Origin of the sequence: Conexibacter sp. S30A1, assembly GCF_023330665.1 — a bacterium.
Lineage (GTDB): Bacteria > Actinomycetota > Thermoleophilia > Solirubrobacterales > Solirubrobacteraceae > Palsa-465.
Window position 1 is genome coordinate 434,176 of the sequence record NZ_CP097127.1, and the last position, 21,702, is coordinate 455,877.

Consider the following 21,702-nt stretch of genomic DNA (forward strand, 5'->3'; position numbering starts at 1 on the left):
CCTGGGCGGCGGGTCGCAGATCGCCCGCAGACGCTGAAGCTGCCATCGACGCTGACCGCTGCTTTCCGTTGCGAGATGGAGGCGCTGTGGAAGGGGATTCGTACCGGAAGGCTCGCGCCCGCCATGCCAGCGTTCTTCCCTGAGGCAGCTTACGTCCAGGTCAAGGCGATATTCGACCCACAGGTCGACTGGCACGAGCGCCTGGTCGGCCACTACGCGCTTGATCTCAAGGCCGCGCACGCTCTGCTCGGGGCCGGCGCGGCCACGGCGCGTCTGGTCCGCGTCATCGTGCCGGCATCGTTCGCGCACCTGGTAGCGCTGAACGTCTGCAGCAACCGAGACCGGTACTGGGAGACGGCGAACTCGCGCCTGGTGTATGAGGAGGGGGGTGCTCTGCACTCGCTCGGTATCGCCTCAATGATCTCCTGGCGTGGGTTCTGGTTCGTCGTGCACCTGGGGGCGGTACTCGAAGACGGTTCCACCGGCGTGGTGGACGCTCCCAGCAGCGGCGTTGGTGTCGCAGTGCCCTCCGGCACCTGCTGAAGACGCAGCTGAGCTTGTCCGATGCCTGCTGCTGCGGTCTGGTCTGATGGGCCGACCATCCTGGTTGGATGGGGCTGCGCGCGGCTGCCCGGCCCTTGCGACCGAGGTGCTCGTGGCGCGGCCGAACTCGTCCGGGCGCGGCCAAACTCGTCCGGGTGCGGCCCACGGACGCCGGCTGCTGGCGTGGTCTCAGGGCATCGGCGGTTGCCGGGACACACTCCAGAGCACGGTCGTCTGCAGCCTCGTGCGCAGCCCAGAGCGGCTGGTGGGTAAACGCCGTGTCCTCCAGTGTTCTTGCGTGAGTGCAGCAGCCGCGGCGGATCAGCTCGGGCTACGACCCTCCAGCCGAGCGAGCGGGCCGCGTTGGCCATACGGTCGTCGTAGGTGACGATCTGGCGCACGGACACTCCGAGCTGGTGCGCACTGGCGAGATGCATGGCGTCGCGCAAGCGCAGCTCCAGCGGCTCCATGCGTTGGGCTCGGTGGAGGACCCGATCGTTGACCGGTAGAAGCTGGATGCACCGCAGAACCTGCTCGGCCCGTGCCAGCGCCTCGGGTCCGCTAGGCAGCGGCGCTCGCGCGAGCGCTGTGCCGGCCAGCGCGCTGCTGACCAGCGGTTGGCGCCGCGAAAGGTGGCGCCGAAGCGCGGATGACGCTGGTTCCCGGACCACGAGCTTGCCGATCGCCGAGGAGTCCAGGTAGGTCAGCTGTTGATCGGCGCTCATGCTGCCGCAGTCGCGCGAGCACCGAGGACGGCGGCTCCGAGCCCGCCGCGAGCGGCAGCGGGTCAGGCAGAGCCAAGAGGTTGCCGACGGCCGCTTAGGAGGCGTCAGATAATAAGTCAAGGAGTTTTGTGGGTTTTGTAGAACTCTTTGTGTGTGATCGATGAGCGTGCGATCGGGGAGCGTTACCGGGCGTTGGCTGGTGATCTGAACGAGCGTCAGCGGCGGTTGTGGGCTGGTGCGGAGGCGCTTTCGCATGGTCGTGGTGGTCAGGCGGCGGTGGTTCGTGCGACTGGCCTGAATGAGGGAACGGTCCGCCGTGGTGTGCGTGAGGTCCAGGCTGGCGAGTCGATCGAGCACGGCCGGGTTCGTGTGCGTGGTGGGGGCCCGAAGGCGTTGAGTGAGAGCGATCCGATGTTGCTGACGGATCTTGAGCGGCTTGTCCGGGATGATGCTCGTGGTGACCCGCAGTCGCCGCTTCTGTGGACCGCGAAGAGCGTCAGGTCGATCGCTGGTGCGCTACGCGATCAAGGGCATCAGGTCAGCCACGAGACGGTCGCGCGGTATCTGCGGTCCCTTGGTTACAGCTTGCAGGCCAACCGCAAGACCAAGGAGGGATCTAGTCATCCCGATCGCGACGCTCAGTTTCGTCATATCAACCGGACCGTCCAGACGGCGCTCAGCGCTGGGCAGCCGGCGGTGTCTGTGGACACCAAGAAGAAGGAGCTGTCAGGGGACTTCAAGAACGGTGGGCGCGAGTGGCGAGCGAAGGGCGATCCGATCCCGGTTCGGGTTCATGATTTCAAGGACCAACAGCTGGGCAAGGTCAACCCTTACGGTGTCTATGACATCGCCAACGACGAGGGGTGGGTGAGCGTCGGGATCGACGCCGACACTGCACAGTTCGCGGTCGCGTCGATCCGAAGCTGGTGGGAGCAGCTCGGCAAACCGCGCTACCCCAACGCTGAGACCTTGACGATCACCGCGGACTGTGGCGGCTCTAACGGTTACCGGACCAGGCTTTGGAAGACCGAGCTACAGCGCTTCGCTGATCAGACCGGCCTGCAGATCCAGGTCTGCCACTTCCCGCCCGGAACGTCGAAGTGGAACAAGATCGAGCACCGCCTGTTCAGCTACATCTCAAGAAACTGGCGTGGACGGCCGCTCGTCTCTCGTCAAGTGATCGTCGAGCTGATCGGCGCGACGACCTCAACCGCGGGGTTGAAGGTCTACGCCCAGCTCGATGAGAACACCTACCAGCGGGGCGTCGAAGTCCCCGACGCTGAACTGGCCGCGGTCAACCTAACCCCGGACGAGTTCCACGGCGAGTGGAACTACCTCATCAAACCGCGACTTATCGACTGACGCTTCCTAAGCATGCGGTACCGGTAGCAAACCTGTAGGTCCTCCGGGCACCAATGGTCCAGCGTGCCTTACGCGCAAGTGAGGTGCCTGCGGCAACTGCTCCGGGTGCCTAGCCGATGCGCGCCCCACCCACGGTCCGGGCCGCGCGGATTGCGCCGCACTCCCTTGCATGGCCCGATCACTGCAGGTCCGACTTGACCATGTCTCGACCGCTGCTGTGGAGATCGTTCGAGCCTCTGTACTGGGCGACAGTGAAGCCGCCCCCGCCATGCAGCGAGCGGCCGCCGCACGCATATGCGACAGATCCGGCCTGCGCGAGGAGGTTTCGCAGTTCGTAGTCGACCGGGGCGACCGCGTCGAGGTGCTAGCGGTGCTCGGCTACGCCGACGCGGAGAAGGCGCTTGAGCGCAGCGTCCAGGGCTCGGTCCCACCACTCGCCCGCGAAGTTGGAGACTGCGTTGATCAGCCGGCGTGGCTGAGAGGCCCATAGAGCGAGTGCGGCAAGTGCTCCGATCGCGGCACCGCCGAGAACGTCAGTTGGGTAGTGGAATCCGGCCGCGACCCGCGCGAAGTCCAGGATCACCGCTAACACGAGCGCAGGCGCTCCCAGCCGGAAGCGCCTGCGTAGCAGCAACGCGACGGCGATAGCCATCGACGCGGTTGCGTGGTCGCTCGGAAAGCTCGCGTCACGACCGTGGCTGGCGAACAAGTGCACCGCACCGGGGTGGGCGACGAACGGACGTGCGCGATCGTAGAACTCGGTGATGACTTTGCCCACCAGCAGTCCCAGTCCAGCGCTCAGCCCGGCCGCGACGGCAGCCCGTCGCACGGGCGCGAACCTTTGATGGCGGGCGAACGCGGTTAACCCAAGGACGAAGACCAGGAACAGAAGCTCCGCGTTCTGCGCCCACCACAGCAACGGATCCTCGATCGCGTCGTGGTGAAAAAGAAATCCATTTAGCGAATGAACGATTGACCAATCCACAGGGCCCTATGTTCGCAGCTCGTTCACATCGATGGTCGCAGGGTGCGACTTGAAGGTCCGTTCCGCACCTGACGAGAAGGCGCCTGCCATTGCATCCAGCGCTCATCAGACGGTCCCGCCGAGCCACCACAATCCACGATGAACCACGCGATTCCGCGCCAGACCGGCCAACGCATTGAAGAACCGGTCCGGCCCAGCCGAAGCGAGCTTCGCGCGTCGGAGGCCGCGTCGCTCCAGCTGAGGATCTCGCTTCGCTCGATTGGCTTCGGTCGATTGTGATGACACGGGGCGAGCCGCCGTGTCGATCGGCCAATCTGTGTCCGCCTGCGACCGCTCAGACAACTTCGATCCAGCCATGCAGTCCATGCACTCGGTGCGGGTGTCCAAGATGTCCGCTGGCAAATCGGCCTCCGGTTGGTCGCAGATCGAGCCGGACCACCTGCCGCTCAAGCGACCGAGTGACGGGCGCGCGCGGAGATGGCCAACCACGGTGAAGCGAGCGCTCATGTGGGCAGACGCGCTCGCCGAATGTGCCTCAACCTTCTGCGAGACGCGCAGATGACCAACGCCGAGAGCGACGCCCCGACCCTTCAAATGTTGTCCGGCCGTGCTGTGCAAAGCCGATATCGGCCCTCGCGACAGGTGCCGCCAACAAGAAAAGCCCCGCGATTGGCAGGGCTTCTCTGACAAGCGGCTGAAGAGACTCGAACTCTCGACCTTCTGCATGGCAAGCAGACGCTCTAGCCAACTGAGCTACAGCCGCGTGGGTCGCTCAGTATAGCTGCGCAGGGGATTGAGCGGTCACCTGCCAGGCGCGGACGGCATCCCGCTCCAGGTGGATCGCGCACGCCTCACCCGGGCCGCCCACAAGGGGCGTGGCGGTGCGCGATGTGAGCTCGATCCCGGGGTCGAGTGTGGCGGTCACCTCGACGTGGCTACCGAGGTCGATGAGGTCGGTGACGATGCCCGGCAGCGTGAGGTGGGTTGCCGTATCGACCGGCGGGCGTGCGTGAGGGGCGCTCAGCACGGTCACGCGCTCGGGCGCGACGGCCCACAGTACATCAGCGCCCGGGGTTGCCCGCTCGGCCAGCGCGACGCTCAGGCGGCCGCTGCGCACGTGCGTGCCGTCGGCCGTCACCCGACCCTGGTGCACGTTGCGCAGGCCCAGGATCGAGCTGACCTCCAGCGACAGTGGATGTCTGAACACCTCACTGACGGGGCCCGCCTGCAGGACGTGGCCGCGGGCGAGGATAATCAGCTCGTCGGCGAGCATCGCGGCCTCCTGTGGGTCGTGCGTGACCAGCACGGTGGCCAGGCCGTGTTCTCGTTGCAGCACTCGCAGTTCGCGCCGCAGCTGCGCCCTGACCGGCGTGTCGAGTGCGGAGAACGGTTCGTCCAGCAGAACCAGCTCAGGCGCGATCGCCAGCGCTCGCGCGAGGCTTACGCGCTGACGCTGTCCCCCGGACAGCTGCCCGGGGTAGCGGTGCATCAGCTCACCAATCGCCAGTCGTTGAAGCCACCAGGCCGCCACGTGCGGGTCGGCGTCGGTGCCGAACATGATCTGGTCCCAGACGGCTCGCCCTGGCAGCAGGCCGTAGCCCTGCGGCACATAGCCGATCCGTCGGCGCTCGGCGGGTAGCAGAGCCAGATCTCGGTCGCCGCAGCGGATCGCTGCGCTTGCGACGTCGGCAACTCCCGCCAGCGCGCGCAGGGTCAGCGTCTTACCAGACCCCGAGGGGCCGACGATCGCCATACGGCCACTCACGGCGGCATTACCGATCGTCAGGCTGAAGCTTCCTAGGTTCGCGCGGATCTGGAAGCTCAGCGCGCTTGGCGCTGCTTGCTGTGGTGCCGTGGGGTCGGGTGGCGGCCCCAGCTGGCCATGGCGCAGGCCACGCGGAAGGCGGTGGATTGCGCTCAGCGAGATCGCGAGCGCCGCGACGACAAACGCCAGCACGGTCGGCGCCTCTGCTTGCGAGAGCGGTCCTGAGGAGAAGAGGTTGTCCACGTACACCGGCAGGCTGTAGGGGTGGTAGGCGAGGATCACGACCGTCCCGAACTCGCCGAAGGCACGCAGCCACATCAGGATCATGCCGGTGCGGATGCCGTCCGAGGCAGCGGGCACATCCACTCGCAAAAAGCGCCCGAGCGGCCCGTGCCCGAGGGTGGCGGCAACCTCGCCGAGAGTCTCGTCGACCGCAGCAAAGGCGCTGCGAGCGACGACAACCAGGAATGGGATCGATACAAACGACTGGGCGATGATGAGACCCCAGATCGTCTCCGTGAGTCGCTGTCCGGAGAGCCGACCAAGGAACGAGTAGGGGCCCACGATGTAGATCAGGATGATGCCCGTCACCAGTGGCGGCAGCGCCAGGGGAAGCTGCACGAGCACCCGTATCGCGCCGCTCAGTCGCCCGCCGCGCCTGGCCAGCATGTAGGCCAGCGGGATGCCGGTGATCACGCCGATCAAGAGCGATGCGCTCGCGCTGATCACCGACACCCCCAGCGCTGACCACAGCCCGGGGACGTTCCAGCCCTCCTGACCGCCGCCCAGAACGCGCACGACGAAGGCCACCAGCGGAAAGCCGAGGTAGACGGCCAGTAGCCCACCGAGCCAGGGCAGCGGGCGCGGCTGGCGGCGTTTCACGGCGCGAGCATCAGCGGATCACGCCGCCAAGCGCCGGCGGAACGCCGCTGCCAGTCGCGCGTGCGGGGGAGAGGACGATGAAGTGATCTGCGCGTAGCGCCCTCTGGCCGCTCGGACCCAGCAGGAACCTGATGAAGGCCTCCGCTGCGGCGGTGTGGGGCGCGCGGCGCAGCAGCGCGACGGTGTAGTCGCCGCGCACCTTCACCCCCGTTAGCGCAACGAACGGGCTGTGCTGAGAGTTGGCGTCAGCCTCGTACATGAACGAGGCGTCAAGCTCGCCGTTCTGGATGCCCGCCTGTTCGGTGGTCTCCGAATATTCGTCGGAGGACTCGCTGGCTAGCCTGTCGAGCGCCGGCAGATGCCTGCTCTTCGCGATTTCCCGAAGTGCTCTGACCGCAAGCACGCCGCCAGGGTCCTGGCTCGGGTTCGTGCGCCCGAGCCGGAAACCGCGCATCGTGATCACCTTGTACCAGGGCATGGTGCGCAGGTCGTGGGCAAACCGGCCCTTCGGGTAATAGCCGAGCACGTAGGGGGAGGCGGCGAAGGAGGCGTACCACGTCACCCAGCTGCCGTTCTTGCGGCCCTCGAGCAGCGCGTTGACCGACGGGGCGGCGCTGATGAACACATCCGCCACGACGGTCTTGTTGCGGATCTCGGCTGCGAGCGTCGAAGATCCTCCAGGAGTGTTGACGAGCGTATAGCCGGTCGCCCGGTGAAAGGCCGGCCCGATCGATTTGCTGAGCAGTGTGTCGAGCGACCCGGCCGAGTAAACATCCACGACGCCCGAGCGTCTGGCCGCCGCCGCTGCGGCGGCCAACCCGGACGTGACGGCGACCACGGCGAGCGTCGCGGCGAGCGCACTAACCGCGCCACGCCGGCGCCGCGGTGATTGGTCTGCCAGGCGTTTATTGCTCACGGGTGGCTCCAACGGTTGCTGCATCTGGCGGCCACGATGCCAGAATCCTGGCAGATATATTCATCTGATGCGAGCCGAGCTACGCACGCGACGGTCGGCTTTGGGGCTGACGCAGGCAGAGCTGGCTGCCGCTGCCGACGTCAGCCGCCAGCTGATCGTCGCGGTGGAAGCCGGCGTCAACATGCCCGCCGCCGACGCTGCGGTGCGGATCGCCCGAGTGCTCGACTGCACGGTCGAGGAGCTGTTCGCCGTGCCGGAGGGGCGCGTGCGGTCGGCTACGCCCGGGCCTGGCGCGCTTGTCCTTGCGGGATGTGACCCTGCGCTTGCGGTGGCGGAGCGGATGCTTTCCGCTGTGAGCACCGGCTTCGGCAGTAGTGCCCGGGCAGGCCTGGTCGCGATCGACGCGACCTCTGGCAACGCCCTCGCAGCGCTGGACGCGCAAGCCATTCATGGTGCTGTCGTGCATGGGCCTCCGGGGAGCCTCGGCAGGGCCCATGTCGATCTGACGCGGGTCAGGCTGGCCAGCTGGCAGGTCGGGCTGTGCTTGGCGCCGCAGCTGAAAATGCGGACGCTCGATGCGGTGTTGGACGCGAGACTGCCTATCGTCCAGCGTCAGGAGAGCGCCTCGAGCCAGCGAGCGCTGCACCGCGCAGCCACGGCGCTGGGCTATGGACGCCTAGCGGCGGGCGTCGTCGCCAGCAGCCACCGTGACTCCGCCCGCGCGGCCGCGGCGCTCGGCACCGCTGGGCTCACCACCGAGGGCGCCGCGCGTCAGCTCGGCCTTCGCTTCGTGCAGATCGAGGAACACACGGTGGAGCTGTGGCTGGCCGCGCGCTGGCGCGAGCACCCTGGCTTCGTGGCGCTGCTCGATGTGCTCAACAGCCGTCCCTACCGTGCACGCGTATCGCGCCTCGGTGGCTATGACCTGGCTGGCTGCGGCACCGTGTTGGCAGCATCCGAGCACGCCCAGGCGCCCACCACGTGAAGGCGACGACCGGACTCGAACCGGTGTAAACGGCTTTGCAGGCCCAAAGGAGCCGGTGCAACCCCAGTGTTTACGGGCGATTTGAGGTGCTGAGTTGCTCTGAGTTGCGCTCAGTAGCGGGCAGTTCGGGACACGTTTCGGGACACGTCGAGCCGAGCACCTGCTGCAACCGGGCCGCATCGTCGTGCGCTGGCGAGCGGTGCCAATATCGCATCGTCGTGCTGACGTGCGCGTGTCCCATGAAACCCTGCACCTTGGGCACGTCGAACGCCTGGACCGCGAAGGTGGCGAAGCAGTGCCGTAGGTCGTGCAGGCGCACACGCGGCAGCCCAGCGCCGTCCAGCGCCGCGTAGAACCTGCGCCGCATCATGCCGTGCGACAGGTAGGTGCCCGTCTGCGAGCAGAAGACGAGGTTGTCGGGCGCCGTGAACAGCTCGCGCCGGCTCAAGCTGTCGAGCGCCGCCGCCACCTCGTCCACCAGCACCGAGGAGCGCACCTTGCCGGACTTCGGGACCTTCTCGACCCCGAACTGCGACAGGGACCGCTCGACGTGAACGCGCCGTAGGCTCCAGTCAACGTCTCGCCAGCGGAGCGCCAGCAGCTCACCGAGCCGCAGGCCCGTGAACGCGGCTGTCAGCACCAGCGCCGACTCTTCCGGGACCTTCATGCGCGAGGCGACCAGACGAACCTCGTCGGGCTCCAGCGTCTTGTAGGCGCCGCTGTCGTAGCGAACCGGGGGACGGTCCACCAGATCCGCGGACGCCGGGTTTACCTGGATCTTCCACACGCGCGCGGCCCGCTTGAAGATGCCGTTGAGCACCACCAAGTGCCGGACCACCACGCGGTTGCTCAGCCGCCGCGAGCCGTCCGGGCGCTTGAGCGCCTTCAGCTCGTCGCGGTAGCGCTCGATCTCCTGTGCCGTGATCGAGGCGATATCGCGCTCACCGAACCGGGGGAGGAGGTAGCCGTTGATAACGCCGCGGTAGTCGCCGATCGTCACGGGCTCGCGCTCGCGGTCCTGCTCGATGTAGCGCAGGAACTCTGCCGCCGCGTCCGCGAACGTCGCGCCGGACTTCTCGACGGCCAGCGTTCCGCGCCGCTCATCGGTCAGGATCTCCGCGAGCTTGTCCTCGGCCATCTTCCGCGTGTAGCACCCCGCTGGCGGCCGGCCGCGCTCCGTCCATGCCGGGCCGAGCAGCTTCTGCACCTGCCGGCCGTCCGCAAGCCGGTACTTCAGGTAGTAGACCGGCCCGCGCTGGCGCTGGCGCAGGCTGACGTGGCCCGTTACGCGTGTAGTCATCAGTCCTCCTCCGTGTAGTTCAGTGCGCGCGTCAGATCCGCCACCTGATCGTTGGCCTGCACGCAAGCCGGACAGATCAGCCCGACGGCCGGCACGAGCTGCCAGCCGTCAGCGAGCGCCTCGAGGTAGCTCCTACGTGCGCGCAAGCATCCTGGGCACTCGTCTATCTCAAGGTGGGATTGGAGCGCGGAGACGGCCAGCAGCCGCACAGCAGCCTCTGTGAGCCCGTCCAGCGCCCGCTCGGCGAACTGCCGCTCGGTCATCATCCGGTCACCGCCAGCACCTTGCGCCGAACACGGCTCAAGGCGTTATCGACGCCCTTGGTGTGCCAGTCGAGGCGCTTGGCGATCGTCTCATAGGTGTGGCCGTTCACGTATCCGGCCAGCGCGTCGCTTTCGCGGGCTGAGAGCGTACTCACGCACACAAGCACCGCCCGGAGCTGCTCGCGGGCGATCACGACCGCCAGCGGGTCATCGGCGCCGCTGGCAGCGACCGCTTGTGCGTCGTCAAGCGGCACGCCCTGGCCGAGCGGCCGGTGCTTCTGCCGTGTCGCCGCGCGCACAGCGTCAAGGACCGCACGCTTGGCAGCCAGTCGTGCGAACGGCTCCCACGGCCCAAGATCGGGATCAAAGCCGCTGCGCGCCTGCCAGATCCCGATGCGCGCCTCCTGCGCCAGATCCTGAGCCTCAAGCCCTGGCGCGTAGTAGCGGTGGGCGAGCGCCTGGCAGTAGTGCTCAAGCATCGCCGCGCACCTCGTCGATGATCTGGTTCACCGTGACCGGCGCCCGCTTGCTGATGGTGGTCGTCTCGCCGCGGGCGAGCGCCAGCGCGAGCGTGCGCTCGTGCTCAGCGTCCCAGACATCGCGCTGCTGACGTTTGAACGCCATCGCCTCGGCCGCCATGCGCTCCTCCTCAGCCCGCTTGGCTTCGAGGGTGCGATAGCGCACCAGTCTCGTCGCCTCACGCGCGAGCATCCAGCCGATCGCCTCACGCACGACCTCCGAGCGTGTCGCCTTCGGTGAGCGGCAGTGGACAAGCAGCTCAAGCTCCTCAAGCTCGCCCTGGCTGAGGGTCACCACCACCCGGACCGGCTGGCTGGCGCGCTTGAAGCTCTGCGCGACCCTGCGTGGAACTCCTCTAGTCATTGCCTGACCCTTTCCGGGCAGGCCCTATGCGACGCGAACGCCTGCGGTAGGCTGCGTGCGCGCGCGGAAGGCCCGACCTTCCTCGCGTAGGCCCCGGTGGTGCGTCAACACTGCCGGGGCCACTATGTTTGACGCCGCAGACGCTACAACGCGCGATAACCCACGTCAAGAGCGCAATTTGCAGGGCTTTCCGCCGCAAACCGGGGTTTGTGGGCACACTGTGGACACGCTTTGACCAACGCATGTGCAACGGTTGACTATGCCGCCAAGGGGCGCTCTTGGGTGTTGAGCGCCGTTGATTTTCGGGACGGTGATGCTTTTGTTCGGCGGCATCGGGGGGTGGGGTACGAAAGAAGAAGTAAGTCCGGGGTGGGGTCCCGGGCTGACGGCTGATCGGCTCGCAATGAAGGGCGGTCAGGGTCGTGGGCTTGCGGTTGCTTGTCGCGCGTTTGTGACCGCTTCGCTTTCGCTTTTGATCGCTCGCCATGAGGTGCTCAGGTTTCTGAGTGACCGGTCTGGTGGCGCGGCCGGGTGCTCGGCGAGCGATTCGACCCACTCGCGCGTGGCGGTAGGCAGCCGGCCGGTTATGTCCCGCTGCTGCTGGCGGCCCAGAGCTGGGCGGGTCGTCCGCCGGTCGGGATCTGGGTGCTGTGGACGCGGTGGGCGGCGTGCAGGGCTTGGAGGGCGTGGTCGATCTGCCCGGCGGGCTGGTTGTGGTTGAGGGTCTGGCTGATTTGGCTGCGGGTCAGTCCGCCGGGATGGTTTGTGAGGATGGTGTGGATCTGTTCGGCGAGTGGCTGACCGGTCGCACCGGTGAGCGCCCATGCTGCGGACCGGGTGGCGTAGTCCTGGAGCGCGAGTGCGGCGCTCAGGTGCGGGCTGCCGATCTGGGTTTTGCCGTCAGCGAGGGCGTAGAGAAGCGCGAGGCGGATGACGTGCGCTTCGGCGCGGGCGGTGATCTGGCCGATAATCCCGGCCTGTGGCTGGGCGAGTGTGCGGTAGGCGTGATGCCACATCTCCCGGGCGTCGGGATCAAGCTTGATCTGGCCGGCTGTGCGTGCTTGGCGTAGCGCCGTGGCGAGCAGGCGATCAAGGCCGGTGCCGGCGAGGGGGTCAGGTTCGCCGCCTTCTGGGAGCAGGCGCTGGCGGCGGCAGCAGACGATCAGGATCCGGTTCAGATACCCGTTGGAGAGCTCTGCCTGGGTTATGTGGCGGCGCAACTCGTGTTGGGTGATGTGACCGATTAGCGTGATGTGCGCGGTGCTGGCGCGCGCCGGCGCGGTGCGGGTCAGGATCGCCAGTGGCCGTCCATCCCACGCTGAGCGCAGAGTTGGTGAGAGTGTCGAGATCTCACGGCTTGCGGCCTTCAATACTGACGCGAATTCTGGTTCGATCACCAGCAGCCGCTGATCAGGGTGACCGGGATCCTGGCCGGCTGGGTCACGGACCGCCCAGATCAACCCCTCGCCACTGGATAGGCCGGTGAGAATCCGTGAGTCGATCGACGTGTCGACACTGACCAGAAGCCGACGGACATGATCCCAAGATGACCCCTTTCTCGCCTTCGCGCTGTCACCGACCAGCAGCATGAACTCGTTGGTGTGATGGCGGGTCGCTTCGACTTGGAACCACGCGCCACGACCGATGGCGGTACCGAACCCGACCAGCAGCTGGGTGAGGATCGCGACCGGGTCAGCCTCGGTGTGCGGGGCGACGCGGCCCACGATCTCGCCGAGCAGCTCGTGGTAGACGGCGGGTGCTGGTGCTTGCGGCCAGCCTGGCGGTGCTGGCAGCAGCCCGCTGTTTGTAGGCTGATCCTCCGGTGGCGGGTCAAGCAGCGACAGGGTGGCGGTCATTCGGCTGAGACCTCTGTGACGGCGACCCGTGCCGAGCTCTCATCCACGATCGCCTTGTTTGCCGCGAACGCGGCAACCAGCGCCGCGACAGCGAGGTTGTTGATCAACCTCGGCAGACCACGGGACGTGGTGTGGATCAGGCTGATCGCATCATCGGAGAACAGGGTGTCCGAGCGGCCCGCGAGCGCCAAATGATGCTGCACATAGCTTCGGGTCTCTTTCAGGTCGAGGCCGTTGATCGTGTAACGCACCGCGATCCTCTGGTCCAGCGCGGTGAACGTGCCGTTGCGCAGCCGACGCCGAAGTGTGGGTTGGCCGAGCAAAAGCAAACAGAACGGGGCGGTCTGGTCCATCCCCATGTTTGACAAACACCGGATCCCCTCCAGGCTCTCCGCGTCAAGCAAATGGGCTTCATCAATGATGATCACGACATGCTTGCCACGCTCCGCGCTCTCGGCGGCGAGCATCTCTTGGGCTTGGGGGATCAGAGCGGCGTGATGGAACCTAGGGGTGGCGCCCAGGGTGTTGATGATCAGCCCGTAGATACCGCGCAACCCGACGCCGGGGGTTCCGAGATAAAGCACCGTGTGCCTTGAGGCATCAAGGCTCGCCACAGCGGCGCGGGCAGCAACAGTTTTGCCGGCGCCGCACTCCCCGCTGATCACACCGATCGCCTGCTCACTGATGCACCACGCCATCCGGGCGACCGCCTCAGCATGCGAGCCATGGGCATGCAACATTCCCGGTGCCAGATCCTTCCCGAACGGCATGCGTGTGAACCCGTAATGGGCGCGCAACCTGTCAATACTCACTGCTCATCCCTCCTGCTTTTGGTTGATGTCACGATCCTTCTCGCCGTCGCCGTCGCCGTTGTTTGTGAGGCTGGCGTAGTCGATCCGCTGACCACCCAGCTCAGCGTCGCGCTGCTCAGCCAGCAGCTTCAGGTAGTCGATCCCTGTGCCGGCCGGTGGTGGCGGCAGCTCCCGCTGGGCTTGTGGGTGGGTGCGGCGGCCGATCACCAAAGGTGTGGCGGTCCCCATCGGGCGATGCTGGTAGCGAACCTCGATCATCGTGAGATCGAACGGGTCGAACACCAACTCGACCTTGCAGCCGGCGAGCGCGGCGTTGACCTCGTATTGGTTGGCGTAAAGCGACACGGTCGCGGTCTTCGTGACCGTCCGTTCCTGACTCCACAGAAACGCTTCGCGCAACAGCGCCGGGGTCGGCAACTGGGGTGCGCCCGCCGCATCAAACCGGGCCAGCGGGGCTTGCTTGGTCTCTGAGTGCACCCGGCGGTGATAAACGACCTCCACCCACGCGGAGAACCGACGGTTCAGCTCCGCCAGCTCGATGCCATCATCGATCTCCACCAGGAACTGGTCGCGCACGGTCCGGAAGAAGCGTTCGATTTTCCCTTTCGTTGTCGCCGCCCTCGGGCTTGCGTGAATCAGCCTCACACCAAGCACCGCACACGCACGAAATAGCTGTGAGGACACGAACGCCGAGCCGCGGTCAACCAAAATCTGGCCGGGCACCCCACGGCTCATCAACCCGGCACGGAGCGCGGCCTCGAGGCGGAACACATCCTCACCGGTCCCCCACCGCCACCCGGTCAGCAGGCGAGAGTGATCGTCGATAAACGCGACGAGCACCGCCCGCGCGGCGGTGCCGGCGAGCCTGGGGCCATGTAACCCGTCCCCAGTCCACAGCTCATTCCGGGCAGCGGCTTCGAACCGGCCATAAACCTTCCCTGCAGTGTGACCATCACCCCTGACGTTCAACCCGGCACGAGCCAGATGCGTCTGCAATGTCCGCAACCCCGGCACGTCCTCACCGTCCTTGACGCTGGCGAGCATGATCTGCCTGACCTGCGCGGCGGTTCGCTCCGGCCGCTCACGTTTCAAAGCGAACGCCAGCTCCAATGTCTCGGCCGGTGTCCTGACCGGGACGACCCGCCGCCGGGGAAGCAAAGCCTCGAACCCGCCGCGGCGATAAGCACGAATCCACTCATCCAGAGTGCCGCGCGCGACCCTGACGAGCTGCCCATCAGGCCCGACATGCTCACGCCCAGCCAGTGACCGAACGAGCCGGCCACGCTCAGCTTTCGACAACCCCTCATCGGCGGCGTCACGAATCAGGGTGTAACGAAACAGGCCGATCTCCCGGCGACGATCCTCATTCACCTCGTTGCTCTCCCGCGCTCTCGTTCATCCGAAGCGCAGGAGCGTCTCAGCTCACGCCGCCCACGGGAAGGCGGGAGCTCGTGTTGCCAACAGCACCCCGCCAGACAACCTGGACACAACCGGCCACGGATCCACCGGACCGAACCTCAAAACCCACGCCCTGGCCGTGACTGCGATCGCTTCCAACGCGTCCGCGACCACGCTCCCAGCCGGCATGATCGGCCCGAGCTCCGGGTCCAGCACGATCGCGCACCGCGTGAAATGCTCCCGAATCACATCCGCCCGCGCAGCGAACCGGCTCAACCAGCCCCGGACCGTGTCCGCCGGCAACCCCAACCACCCAGCGATCCGGCGATACCCCTGCCCAGCAACGCTCGCCTCAACCGCCGCGCCGATCACAGCCACCTCGTCCCGACGACGCAACAACCCGATATCAGGCAACAGCACATGGGTCCCCAGACACCCCCGGCACCTGGCCCGCCTGGGCACCAGCCGCCGGTCAGCACCCCGACAGCGCAACACCCGCTCCCGGCCATGACCCCACGGCCCCAACACCGCCCGGCATAACGGACACAACAACCCGCCAGCCAACAACTCAGCCTCGACCACGGCAGGCTCTGCACATACGATCAACATCGGGGTGCCACCTCCGGCATCCAAGAGAGCCCTCCCGGCAACCGCCAAGCTGACGGGAGGGCTCTCGCGCGTTCACAAACGCGCCAAGCCTGCCACCATCGCAGCAAACATGCCGCCGATGAACGGCGCCACCCACACCGCGCGTGCCGGATTCAAACGGCGCTCAACATCTTGGGACCGTCTGGACACTCACAATGTCGCGATTCCCTGTGCCCTGGCTGCCCAGCTCATCTCGTTGCTGACCATCCCAGCGTTATTGAGGTCCATCCCGTACATGTTCACCACGAGGCCCGACCCGGCGAACTGTGTGGAGGCGAGCGCCTGCTCGGTCGTGACCGCTCCCTGCGCACTGGCCTCAGCCACTCCCGCTCGGCCCTGAGTGGTGGTCAGGCCGCTCTGCGCGCGAGCCACGAGCGTCGCGTAGTAGCTCGAGGTCATCGTCTGCGTCTTGGTCGCCTGCGCGATCGCCAGGTTCGCCTGATCCTGAATCGTCTGGTAGGCGTCCGACGCCTTCTGCATCGCCAGGTTCGCGGAGTCCTGCACCTTCTGGTATTGGCCCGTCGCCGACTGGATCGCGACGTTCGCCGTGTTCTGCACGACCTGGTAAGCGTTCTGCGCTCCCGCGATCACCGTGTCAGCCGAAGCGGTCACACGCGCCAACTGCACCTGCGCCGCGTTGATCGCCACATCACCCTTGCCGGTCGCCAAGCTCAACTGCGCCTGATACTTCGCCTGGGTCGCCTTCGACGAGTTCGCGTGCATGTCAAGCGCGATCTGAGCAGGGCCGATCTGCGTCGTGTCCACGGAGAGCTGCATCGCGTCGGCGTGCTGTGTCGCCCGCAGGATGCGCGTGTCCTGCGCAACCTGGATCGCGTCGTAGTGCGCCTTCGCGGAGTCGGCGCGCATGTTGTTCAGCAGCGTCACCGCGTTCAGGTGCGCCTGTGCGATCGCCTCGCGCTGATCCTGATGCAGCGTGACAAGGTTCGCGTTCTGCTGAGCCGCGAGCGTCTTGCGGTCCATCGCCGAGGTGACCCGCGCGACATTGAGCGCCTGCTGCGCGTTGGCGACATTCGCCTGCATCTGGTCGGCGGCGAGTCTCTCCTGGTCGGTGGCGATCTGCTTATCCCAATAGGCTTTGGTCTTGTCGGCGGTCACCTGCAACTGCTGAGCGACCAAGTTCAGCCCGAACAGGCCACGCTCGCCCAGCGTGTCGGCGGTCGTCTGCGCGTTGTCGGTGATCTGGGTCGCCTGAGCGGCCAGAGCGTCAGCGATCCGGGTTGCCATGCCAGTGATCGCCGCGACCTGCAAAGCGCCCTGCGCCTGAATCACGGCCGTCTGATCCTTCACCGCAGACACCTGCATCGCGGAACGCTGAGCGTCCACCGTCTCCCGCGCCTTCATGATCGTCACCTGCTGCGCCGCGCGATCGTTCACGGAGGTCTGCACGTCGGTCATGCGCTGCACCTGCTGGGTGCCCTTGTCCTGGATCGCCTGATTGATCGCCTGGAGCCGGGTCACCTGCGCCTGTCCGACCGCCTGCGTCTTGGTCGCCAGATCCTGAAGCTGGGTCGCCTGATTCTGGTACGCACCGGCGAGCACCGCTGCGGGCAGCTTGCCGCCGCTCGTCAGGTTCATGATCGTGTTGTTCAGGTTGCGCGTGCCATGCGTAGCGATAGTCGAGCCGCCGCCTGAGCCGCCCCCGACACCCGGCACGTGGCCGTGAGCAAGCGCGGTCGCGTACGCCTCGCGTGATGCCATCGACGCGTTCGGGTTCGCGGGACTCTCGTAGCCAAGCTCCACGATCCGGGCCGCCTGCGAAGCGGAGGTTGCGCCCTTCAACTGCTGAAGCACCCCGACAAACCCGGTCTTGAGCTCCTGCACCATGTACGCCTCTTGAACCTTCACCGAGTCCGTCGAGAGACCCATGTGCTGCGCCATTGCCTCAAGGCCCTGCTGGCGCCCCGCCGAAGTCCACTGAACAAGCCCGTAGCCTGCGCGGCCGCCGCTGGCCGCCGAGCTGCCGAGATTCCGTGCGAGCTGATCGCCGGGTCCTTGAACGCGCCCAGCCTGGAAGGTCGTGTCCTCGCCGCCGCCGATGTTGCCAACGATCCCGGCAGCCTGCGCGCGAGTCAGCCCGAGCGACTTCTGAAGGAACGTGAGCATCTGGTCCGGGTTGGCCGTCGTCGCCGAGCCTGAGACGCCCGGCAGCGCGACCTGCCGACTCTTGAGCTGCGCTTGTGCGGTTGAGATCGCCCGGCCGACGGCCTCAAGGCCCTTGCGCTGGCCCGCTGTCACGTCCGGGTTGGCGAGCAGGGCCTTCACCTGCTGGCCGTACTGCTGCCACTGTTTCGCGCCGCGCTGTGTGGCGATCGTCACGCCGTCAAGCTCATTGCGCAGCCGTTGCAGCCCGATGCTTGCCTGCGACGATCCTGCGGCGTGCTCATTGCCGAGCCCCATGACGCCGCCCTTGCCGCCAATGCCCTGATGGCCGACCAGTCCCGGCACCTTCGATGCAAGGCCCGTGTAGCGCTTGCCGCCGAACATCGTTGCCGCCGTAAGGCCGCCAGCCACGAGCAGAGACAGGCCCATCGTCTCGGGAGCAAGTGCCGCGCCGCCAGCCATCAGACCGCCCGCGCCAGCCGCGTCAGCGCCGATGGACGCCGCATCAACCGCGCCCAGCGACGACGCCGCCGTGTCAGCCGCCGCCGTAACCGCCTCAAGCTGAGCGACCGTGCCATCCAAGCCACCATCAAGCGCCGCGAGCTGACCGACCGTCGCGTCAGCACGCGCACCCAGATCCGCCACCGCCGTCGCCGCCACATCGGCGCTGTCCGCCGTCGGGGTCAGCGCCGCCGTCAACTGGTCGATCGCGCCCGCGAGCTTCTGAGTCTCCGTCTGCGTGGAGGTGAACACCGGGTCCATGCCCAGCAGCTTCGCGCCGAAGTTCGTGGTCGCCTTGCCCATCGTGGTGACGCCCTTGACGTAACCCGCGATCTTCTGAGACACGAACACGCCGAGCGCCGTAGCCAGCACTCCACCGACCGCGATCGCCAGCGCCTCGGCGGCAGCCTTGTTGTGATCGAGCCACATGACACCCGACTCGATGCCCTTCACCATGTCCGTGATCGCCGGGAGAAACTTCAGGCCGAGGGACGTGGCCGCGTTCTCAACGGTCGCGCGGAGAATGTCAAACTGCTTACCGAGCGTCTTGTTCTGCTCGGTCGCGGCGCGCTGCGCAGACCCGAGCTGCTGTGCGGCGGCAGCGGACTTCTGAAACGCCGCGGGACCGCGCTGAATCACCCCGAGCATCGTCTGAGACGCCGACGTGCCAAACAGCGTGCTGGCCGCGAGATCTTGGCTCTGCTGCGTCAGACCAGCGAAGGCGGGCTGCAACTGCTTGATGGCCGACTCAAGCCCAACGAACTTGCCCTGAGCATTGAAGATGTGAACGCCGAGCGCCCTCAGCACGTCCTGCACCGGCTGCGTGTTGCCTGCCAGCGTCTGAAGCGCCGAGGTCATCACCCGCAGGCCACGCGACCCGGTGACGCCCTGATTGGCCAAGCTCATCATCAGGCCGCCAACGTCACCGAGCGACGGCGCGAACGTTCCAAGACGGCTGTGCAAGCGGTCCACCGCCTGCGCCACCGTGTCAAGCGGCAGGTTCACGGCGCGGCTCGCGTTGAAAAGCATGTCCGACGCAGCCGCCGCCTGACTGACGCTCAGGTGATAGCCCTGCATCACGGTCGCGAGTGCCGAGGTCGAAGTGGTAAGCGTGCTGTTCGTCGCCTCCGCCAGATTCCCGGCGGCGCTCATCACCTTCATCGCCTGACCGGCGTTCAGCGCCTGCCCCTCGGTCGCCTTCAACTGGCCCGCGACCGACGCGAACGACACAACCATGTCCTTCGCGCTGAAGATCGACTGGCCCGACGTGCCCAGAAACGCGGTCCCGATCTTCGTGGCCGCCGCTGCGGACGTACCCGCGTTCGCTGCGATCGTGTGCGTGGCCGACTGGTACTTGGCCGCCAGGTCAGCCATCCCGGCGATGGACGCGCCGAAGCCGATCGAACCGAGCTTCGTGATCTCCGCCGCCATCCCAGCCGTTTTCTCGCCCAGCGACCCGAACTTGTTCGAGAGCAGATCCGCCGATGCCGCAGCATCCGCCTGCCGGGCCGCGAGCATCTTCGTGGCAGCCGCCGCCTCCTCGGCCGCGCGGACCTGCGCGTCGGCAGCAGCCTTCGCTGCCGCCTCGCTCTTCATCGCCGCTTCGGCTTGCCGCGCGTAGGCTGCCGTGATCTCGTCCGCGCTCGCGCCGTTCTGGCGCGCAGCCATCGCAGCGGCCTCCGCCTGCTGCTTCGCGCCGCGCGACATCGAGCCGTAGGTGGCGTCGTAAGCCTCCGTCACACGCGCGGCGGCGGCCTCCATCTCGTCCATCGACGCGCCGTTGGACTTCATCAGATCGACCATCGCGCGCGCTGCCTGCCGCGACGATGTGACGACCTTGCCGGAGAACGCCTCGATAGACAGACCCGCCTGGTCGGACTGCTCGATCAGTTGCGCGAAGTCGGCCAATACGCCGACGCTGACAACACCTGAAGGCATGCGATCACTCCCCGTCAAACGCCGCTAGCGGCTTTGTAGTGCGATTATCAAGGCCTGCGTGCTGCTCAGACATACCTCAGCACCTCCTAAAGCAGGCTGTAGGTGATTCCGTCGAAGGTCTCAGTCGGGCGCTCATGTGACCTCGACCGTGAGCGTGCTTTGCGTGGCCGAGTAGACCGGGTCGTCCGGGTTGAGCAGTGTCGGATTTACCGGGCTGTAGGTCACTTCGACCGTGTAGGCGCCCGCAGCAGGGAACGTGACCTGGAACAAGCCCATCGCCTGGCCGCCGCTGTTAGACATCGAAGTGCCGTCGCCGCCTGTCGGGTCCGGCTGCGTGTAGCTGCCGTCCATGTTCCAATCGGCGACCGTGACGCCCGTCGAGGGTGAGACGGTCACGGCCAGCGTGCCGACCGGGTAGCTGTCTATCGCGTAGAGCTGGTCTGAGGTCGTGAGCGCCACCGTCGCGGGCATGGAGAAGATCCACGGATTAGCGGGATACGCCCACGGTCCGGCGCCGCCTCCGAGCACCACGTCAGAGCCGCTCGGCTGGTCTATGCCGATCACCTGGAGCCCACCCGGCAGGATGCCCGACGTGGCGCACACGACCGCCTGGCCGACCTCGAGGTCAGCGAGCCCGGATGCGACGCTAAAGACGCTGCCGCCCGCAGGGCATGACGCCGTGAACGCGATCACGTCGTTACTCGGGTCGCCGACGACGAGCACAAAGCAGCGCAGCGCGTCAGTATGCGCGAGGGTGATCCCGGCCGGCGCCCCGACCGCAAACGTCGGGTTCGTCCAGAGGTTCGCCTCGACCTCGGAGCCGATCACGGCCCGGATGGTCTGCCAGCAGATGCCCGGCGTGACGGTCACAGCTCACCACCACCCACGGCGCCCAGCACCACCGCCGCGCCCACGGCGTCACTCAGACGAGCCTGCGCGGCTGCTAGACGTGCTTCCCAGCGCGCCACGACCTCGATCTCATCTACGCCCTCGACGGCGTTGGCGGTAGCCTCCTGCGTCGCTAGGTGAACCGCCACCGAGTACGCCCCCAGCGCCTCAACGATGAACAGATACGCCGCGGGGTCCAATTGCTCGACGGCGTCCGCAGTGACCGCGTGGCGAGCCTGCTCTGCGATCTTGGAGAGCGCCTCGCACGCATCGCGGTAGGCGCTCACGAGTCACCCCCACCCATGTCGAAGGTGTCAGACGGCGCAAAGACCGAGAGCAGCCACTCACGGTCAGCCTTGCCGGCCTGCTCAACCGCTTCGAGCGCCTTACGCAACTCTGCCGCGGCAGCCGTGGCGGCCATCGCTGCCGCCGCCGTCGAGCTGGCTGAGGACCGATCCACCACACGCGCCAACGCCACGAGCAGCGCCGCCTTCACTGCCGTCGATGGATCATGCCCCCACCCGCTCACCAGCTCGCCGACGCTCTGCTCAGTCGCTCCACGATGATCTGCACCGGCCTTGAGGAGACGTTGCACTCGCTGCCGTGACACGCCGAAGTGCTCGGCGGCCTGGCGCTGCGAGTGATCCGCCAAGAACGCGCGCAGCTCCTCGCAAGATGGATCTGGCCCGCGCTGGCCCGCGCTTGCCCGCTGATGGTCGCCCCGCTCACGCGCCATCACACACCACCAGATCGCCCGCCAGGACGGCGCTTGCGCGCACGCGAGCGTGGCTGCGCAAGCGCTGGCCCGGCTTTTCGCCTTTATGGCGAAGCGGAGAAAGTTTGATTATGGGCAAGCCGTCCACAAACAGTAACCGCTTTGGATACCCTGCGCCCCCTTCGTGTGTGCTGACCATGACACTTACCTGTCAGTG

At 66.8% G+C, this 21,702-nt stretch carries 18 protein-coding genes, 1 tRNA gene and 1 pseudogene; 3 read left to right on the plus strand and 17 right to left on the minus strand.

Features of this window, described 5'->3' with window-relative positions:
- The first annotated feature begins 75 nt into the window (after positions 1-75).
- Entirely contained in the window at positions 76-543 is a 468-nt protein-coding gene (locus M3M54_RS02165; RefSeq protein WP_249020551.1) for a hypothetical protein, read from the plus strand.
- A gap of 365 nt (positions 544-908) precedes the next feature.
- Here the strand turns inward: M3M54_RS02165 and M3M54_RS16870 are convergent.
- Positions 909-1,523: pseudogene (locus tag M3M54_RS16870) on the minus strand (type II toxin-antitoxin system VapC family toxin); the annotation flags it as partial.
- On the opposite strand from M3M54_RS16870, the gene M3M54_RS02170 reads away from it, so the two are divergent.
- Entirely contained in the window at positions 1,422-2,630 is a 1,209-nt protein-coding gene (locus M3M54_RS02170) for an ISAzo13 family transposase (protein ID WP_249020552.1), read from the plus strand. The pseudogene M3M54_RS16870 and the gene M3M54_RS02170 sit on opposite strands and share 102 nt — an antisense overlap.
- A gap of 364 nt (positions 2,631-2,994) precedes the next feature.
- Here the strand turns inward: M3M54_RS02170 and M3M54_RS02175 are convergent, their stop codons facing one another.
- The 4 genes from M3M54_RS02175 to M3M54_RS02190 all read right to left on the minus strand — a co-directional run bounded on the left by M3M54_RS02175 (position 2,995) and on the right by M3M54_RS02190 (position 7,178).
- Positions 2,995-3,615: a phosphatase PAP2 family protein gene (locus tag M3M54_RS02175; protein ID WP_249020553.1), complete on the minus strand. Its 621-nt coding sequence runs from the start codon at positions 3,613-3,615 to the stop codon at positions 2,995-2,997.
- Positions 3,616-4,304: 689 nt separating this feature from the next.
- Positions 4,305-4,378: transfer RNA gene (locus tag M3M54_RS02180), tRNA-Gly, on the minus strand.
- A gap of 9 nt (positions 4,379-4,387) precedes the next feature.
- Positions 4,388-6,262 (minus strand): ATP-binding cassette domain-containing protein, encoded by a 1,875-nt coding sequence (locus M3M54_RS02185; RefSeq protein ID WP_249020554.1) that lies wholly within the window; start codon positions 6,260-6,262, stop codon positions 4,388-4,390.
- Positions 6,263-6,272: 10 nt separating this feature from the next.
- Entirely contained in the window at positions 6,273-7,178 is a 906-nt protein-coding gene (locus M3M54_RS02190; protein WP_249020555.1) for a substrate-binding domain-containing protein, read from the minus strand.
- Between the two features lie 67 nt (positions 7,179-7,245).
- Here M3M54_RS02190 and M3M54_RS02195 point away from each other — a divergent pair, with 67 nt between their 5' ends.
- On the plus strand, positions 7,246-8,163 hold the full coding sequence (locus tag M3M54_RS02195) for a helix-turn-helix transcriptional regulator (protein WP_249020556.1): 918 nt from the start codon (positions 7,246-7,248) through the stop codon (positions 8,161-8,163).
- 70 nt (positions 8,164-8,233) lie between these two features.
- On the opposite strand, the gene M3M54_RS02200 is transcribed toward M3M54_RS02195, so the two are convergent.
- The 12 genes from M3M54_RS02200 to M3M54_RS02255 form a co-directional block, all read right to left on the minus strand.
- On the minus strand, positions 8,234-9,463 hold the full coding sequence (locus tag M3M54_RS02200) for a site-specific integrase (protein ID WP_249020557.1): 1,230 nt from the start codon (positions 9,461-9,463) through the stop codon (positions 8,234-8,236).
- Positions 9,463-9,726 carry a hypothetical protein gene (locus M3M54_RS02205; RefSeq protein ID WP_249020558.1) on the minus strand — a complete coding sequence of 88 codons (264 nt, stop codon included), beginning with the start codon at positions 9,724-9,726 and terminating at the stop codon, positions 9,463-9,465. The genes M3M54_RS02200 and M3M54_RS02205 overlap by 1 nt, the downstream gene beginning before the upstream one ends.
- A complete protein-coding gene (locus tag M3M54_RS02210) occupies positions 9,726-10,205 on the minus strand; it encodes a sigma-70 family RNA polymerase sigma factor (protein WP_249020559.1) in 480 nt (159 codons plus the stop codon). Before M3M54_RS02210 ends, M3M54_RS02205 begins: the two co-directional genes overlap by 1 nt.
- On the minus strand, positions 10,198-10,608 hold the full coding sequence (locus M3M54_RS02215) for a hypothetical protein (protein WP_249020560.1): 411 nt from the start codon (positions 10,606-10,608) through the stop codon (positions 10,198-10,200). Before M3M54_RS02215 ends, M3M54_RS02210 begins: the two co-directional genes overlap by 8 nt.
- A gap of 584 nt (positions 10,609-11,192) precedes the next feature.
- Positions 11,193-12,464, minus strand: a complete 1,272-nt coding sequence (locus tag M3M54_RS02220; RefSeq protein ID WP_249019416.1) for a YfjI family protein — start codon at positions 12,462-12,464, stop codon at positions 11,193-11,195.
- Positions 12,461-13,276, minus strand: a complete 816-nt coding sequence (locus M3M54_RS02225) for an ExeA family protein (protein WP_249019415.1) — start codon at positions 13,274-13,276, stop codon at positions 12,461-12,463. Before M3M54_RS02225 ends, M3M54_RS02220 begins: the two co-directional genes overlap by 4 nt.
- 3 nt (positions 13,277-13,279) lie before the next feature.
- Positions 13,280-14,647, minus strand: a complete 1,368-nt coding sequence (locus M3M54_RS02230) for a DDE-type integrase/transposase/recombinase (protein WP_249019757.1) — start codon at positions 14,645-14,647, stop codon at positions 13,280-13,282.
- A 51-nt stretch (positions 14,648-14,698) separates the two neighbouring features.
- On the minus strand, positions 14,699-15,094 hold the full coding sequence (locus tag M3M54_RS02235; RefSeq protein WP_371878586.1) for a helix-turn-helix domain-containing protein: 396 nt from the start codon (positions 15,092-15,094) through the stop codon (positions 14,699-14,701).
- Between the two features lie 378 nt (positions 15,095-15,472).
- Positions 15,473-19,882 carry a phage tail tip lysozyme gene (locus M3M54_RS02240; protein ID WP_249020561.1) on the minus strand — a complete coding sequence of 1,470 codons (4,410 nt, stop codon included), beginning with the start codon at positions 19,880-19,882 and terminating at the stop codon, positions 15,473-15,475.
- A 132-nt stretch (positions 19,883-20,014) separates the two neighbouring features.
- On the minus strand, positions 20,015-20,752 hold the full coding sequence (locus M3M54_RS02245) for a hypothetical protein (protein WP_249020562.1): 738 nt from the start codon (positions 20,750-20,752) through the stop codon (positions 20,015-20,017).
- The gene (locus M3M54_RS02250; RefSeq protein ID WP_249020563.1) at positions 20,749-21,057 is read right to left on the minus strand and encodes a hypothetical protein; all 309 of its coding nucleotides are present in this window, start codon (positions 21,055-21,057) and stop codon (positions 20,749-20,751) included. Before M3M54_RS02250 ends, M3M54_RS02245 begins: the two co-directional genes overlap by 4 nt.
- Positions 21,054-21,506: a helix-turn-helix domain containing protein gene (locus M3M54_RS02255; protein WP_249020564.1), complete on the minus strand. Its 453-nt coding sequence runs from the start codon at positions 21,504-21,506 to the stop codon at positions 21,054-21,056. The genes M3M54_RS02250 and M3M54_RS02255 overlap by 4 nt, the downstream gene beginning before the upstream one ends.
- Positions 21,507-21,702: the final 196 nt, after the last annotated feature.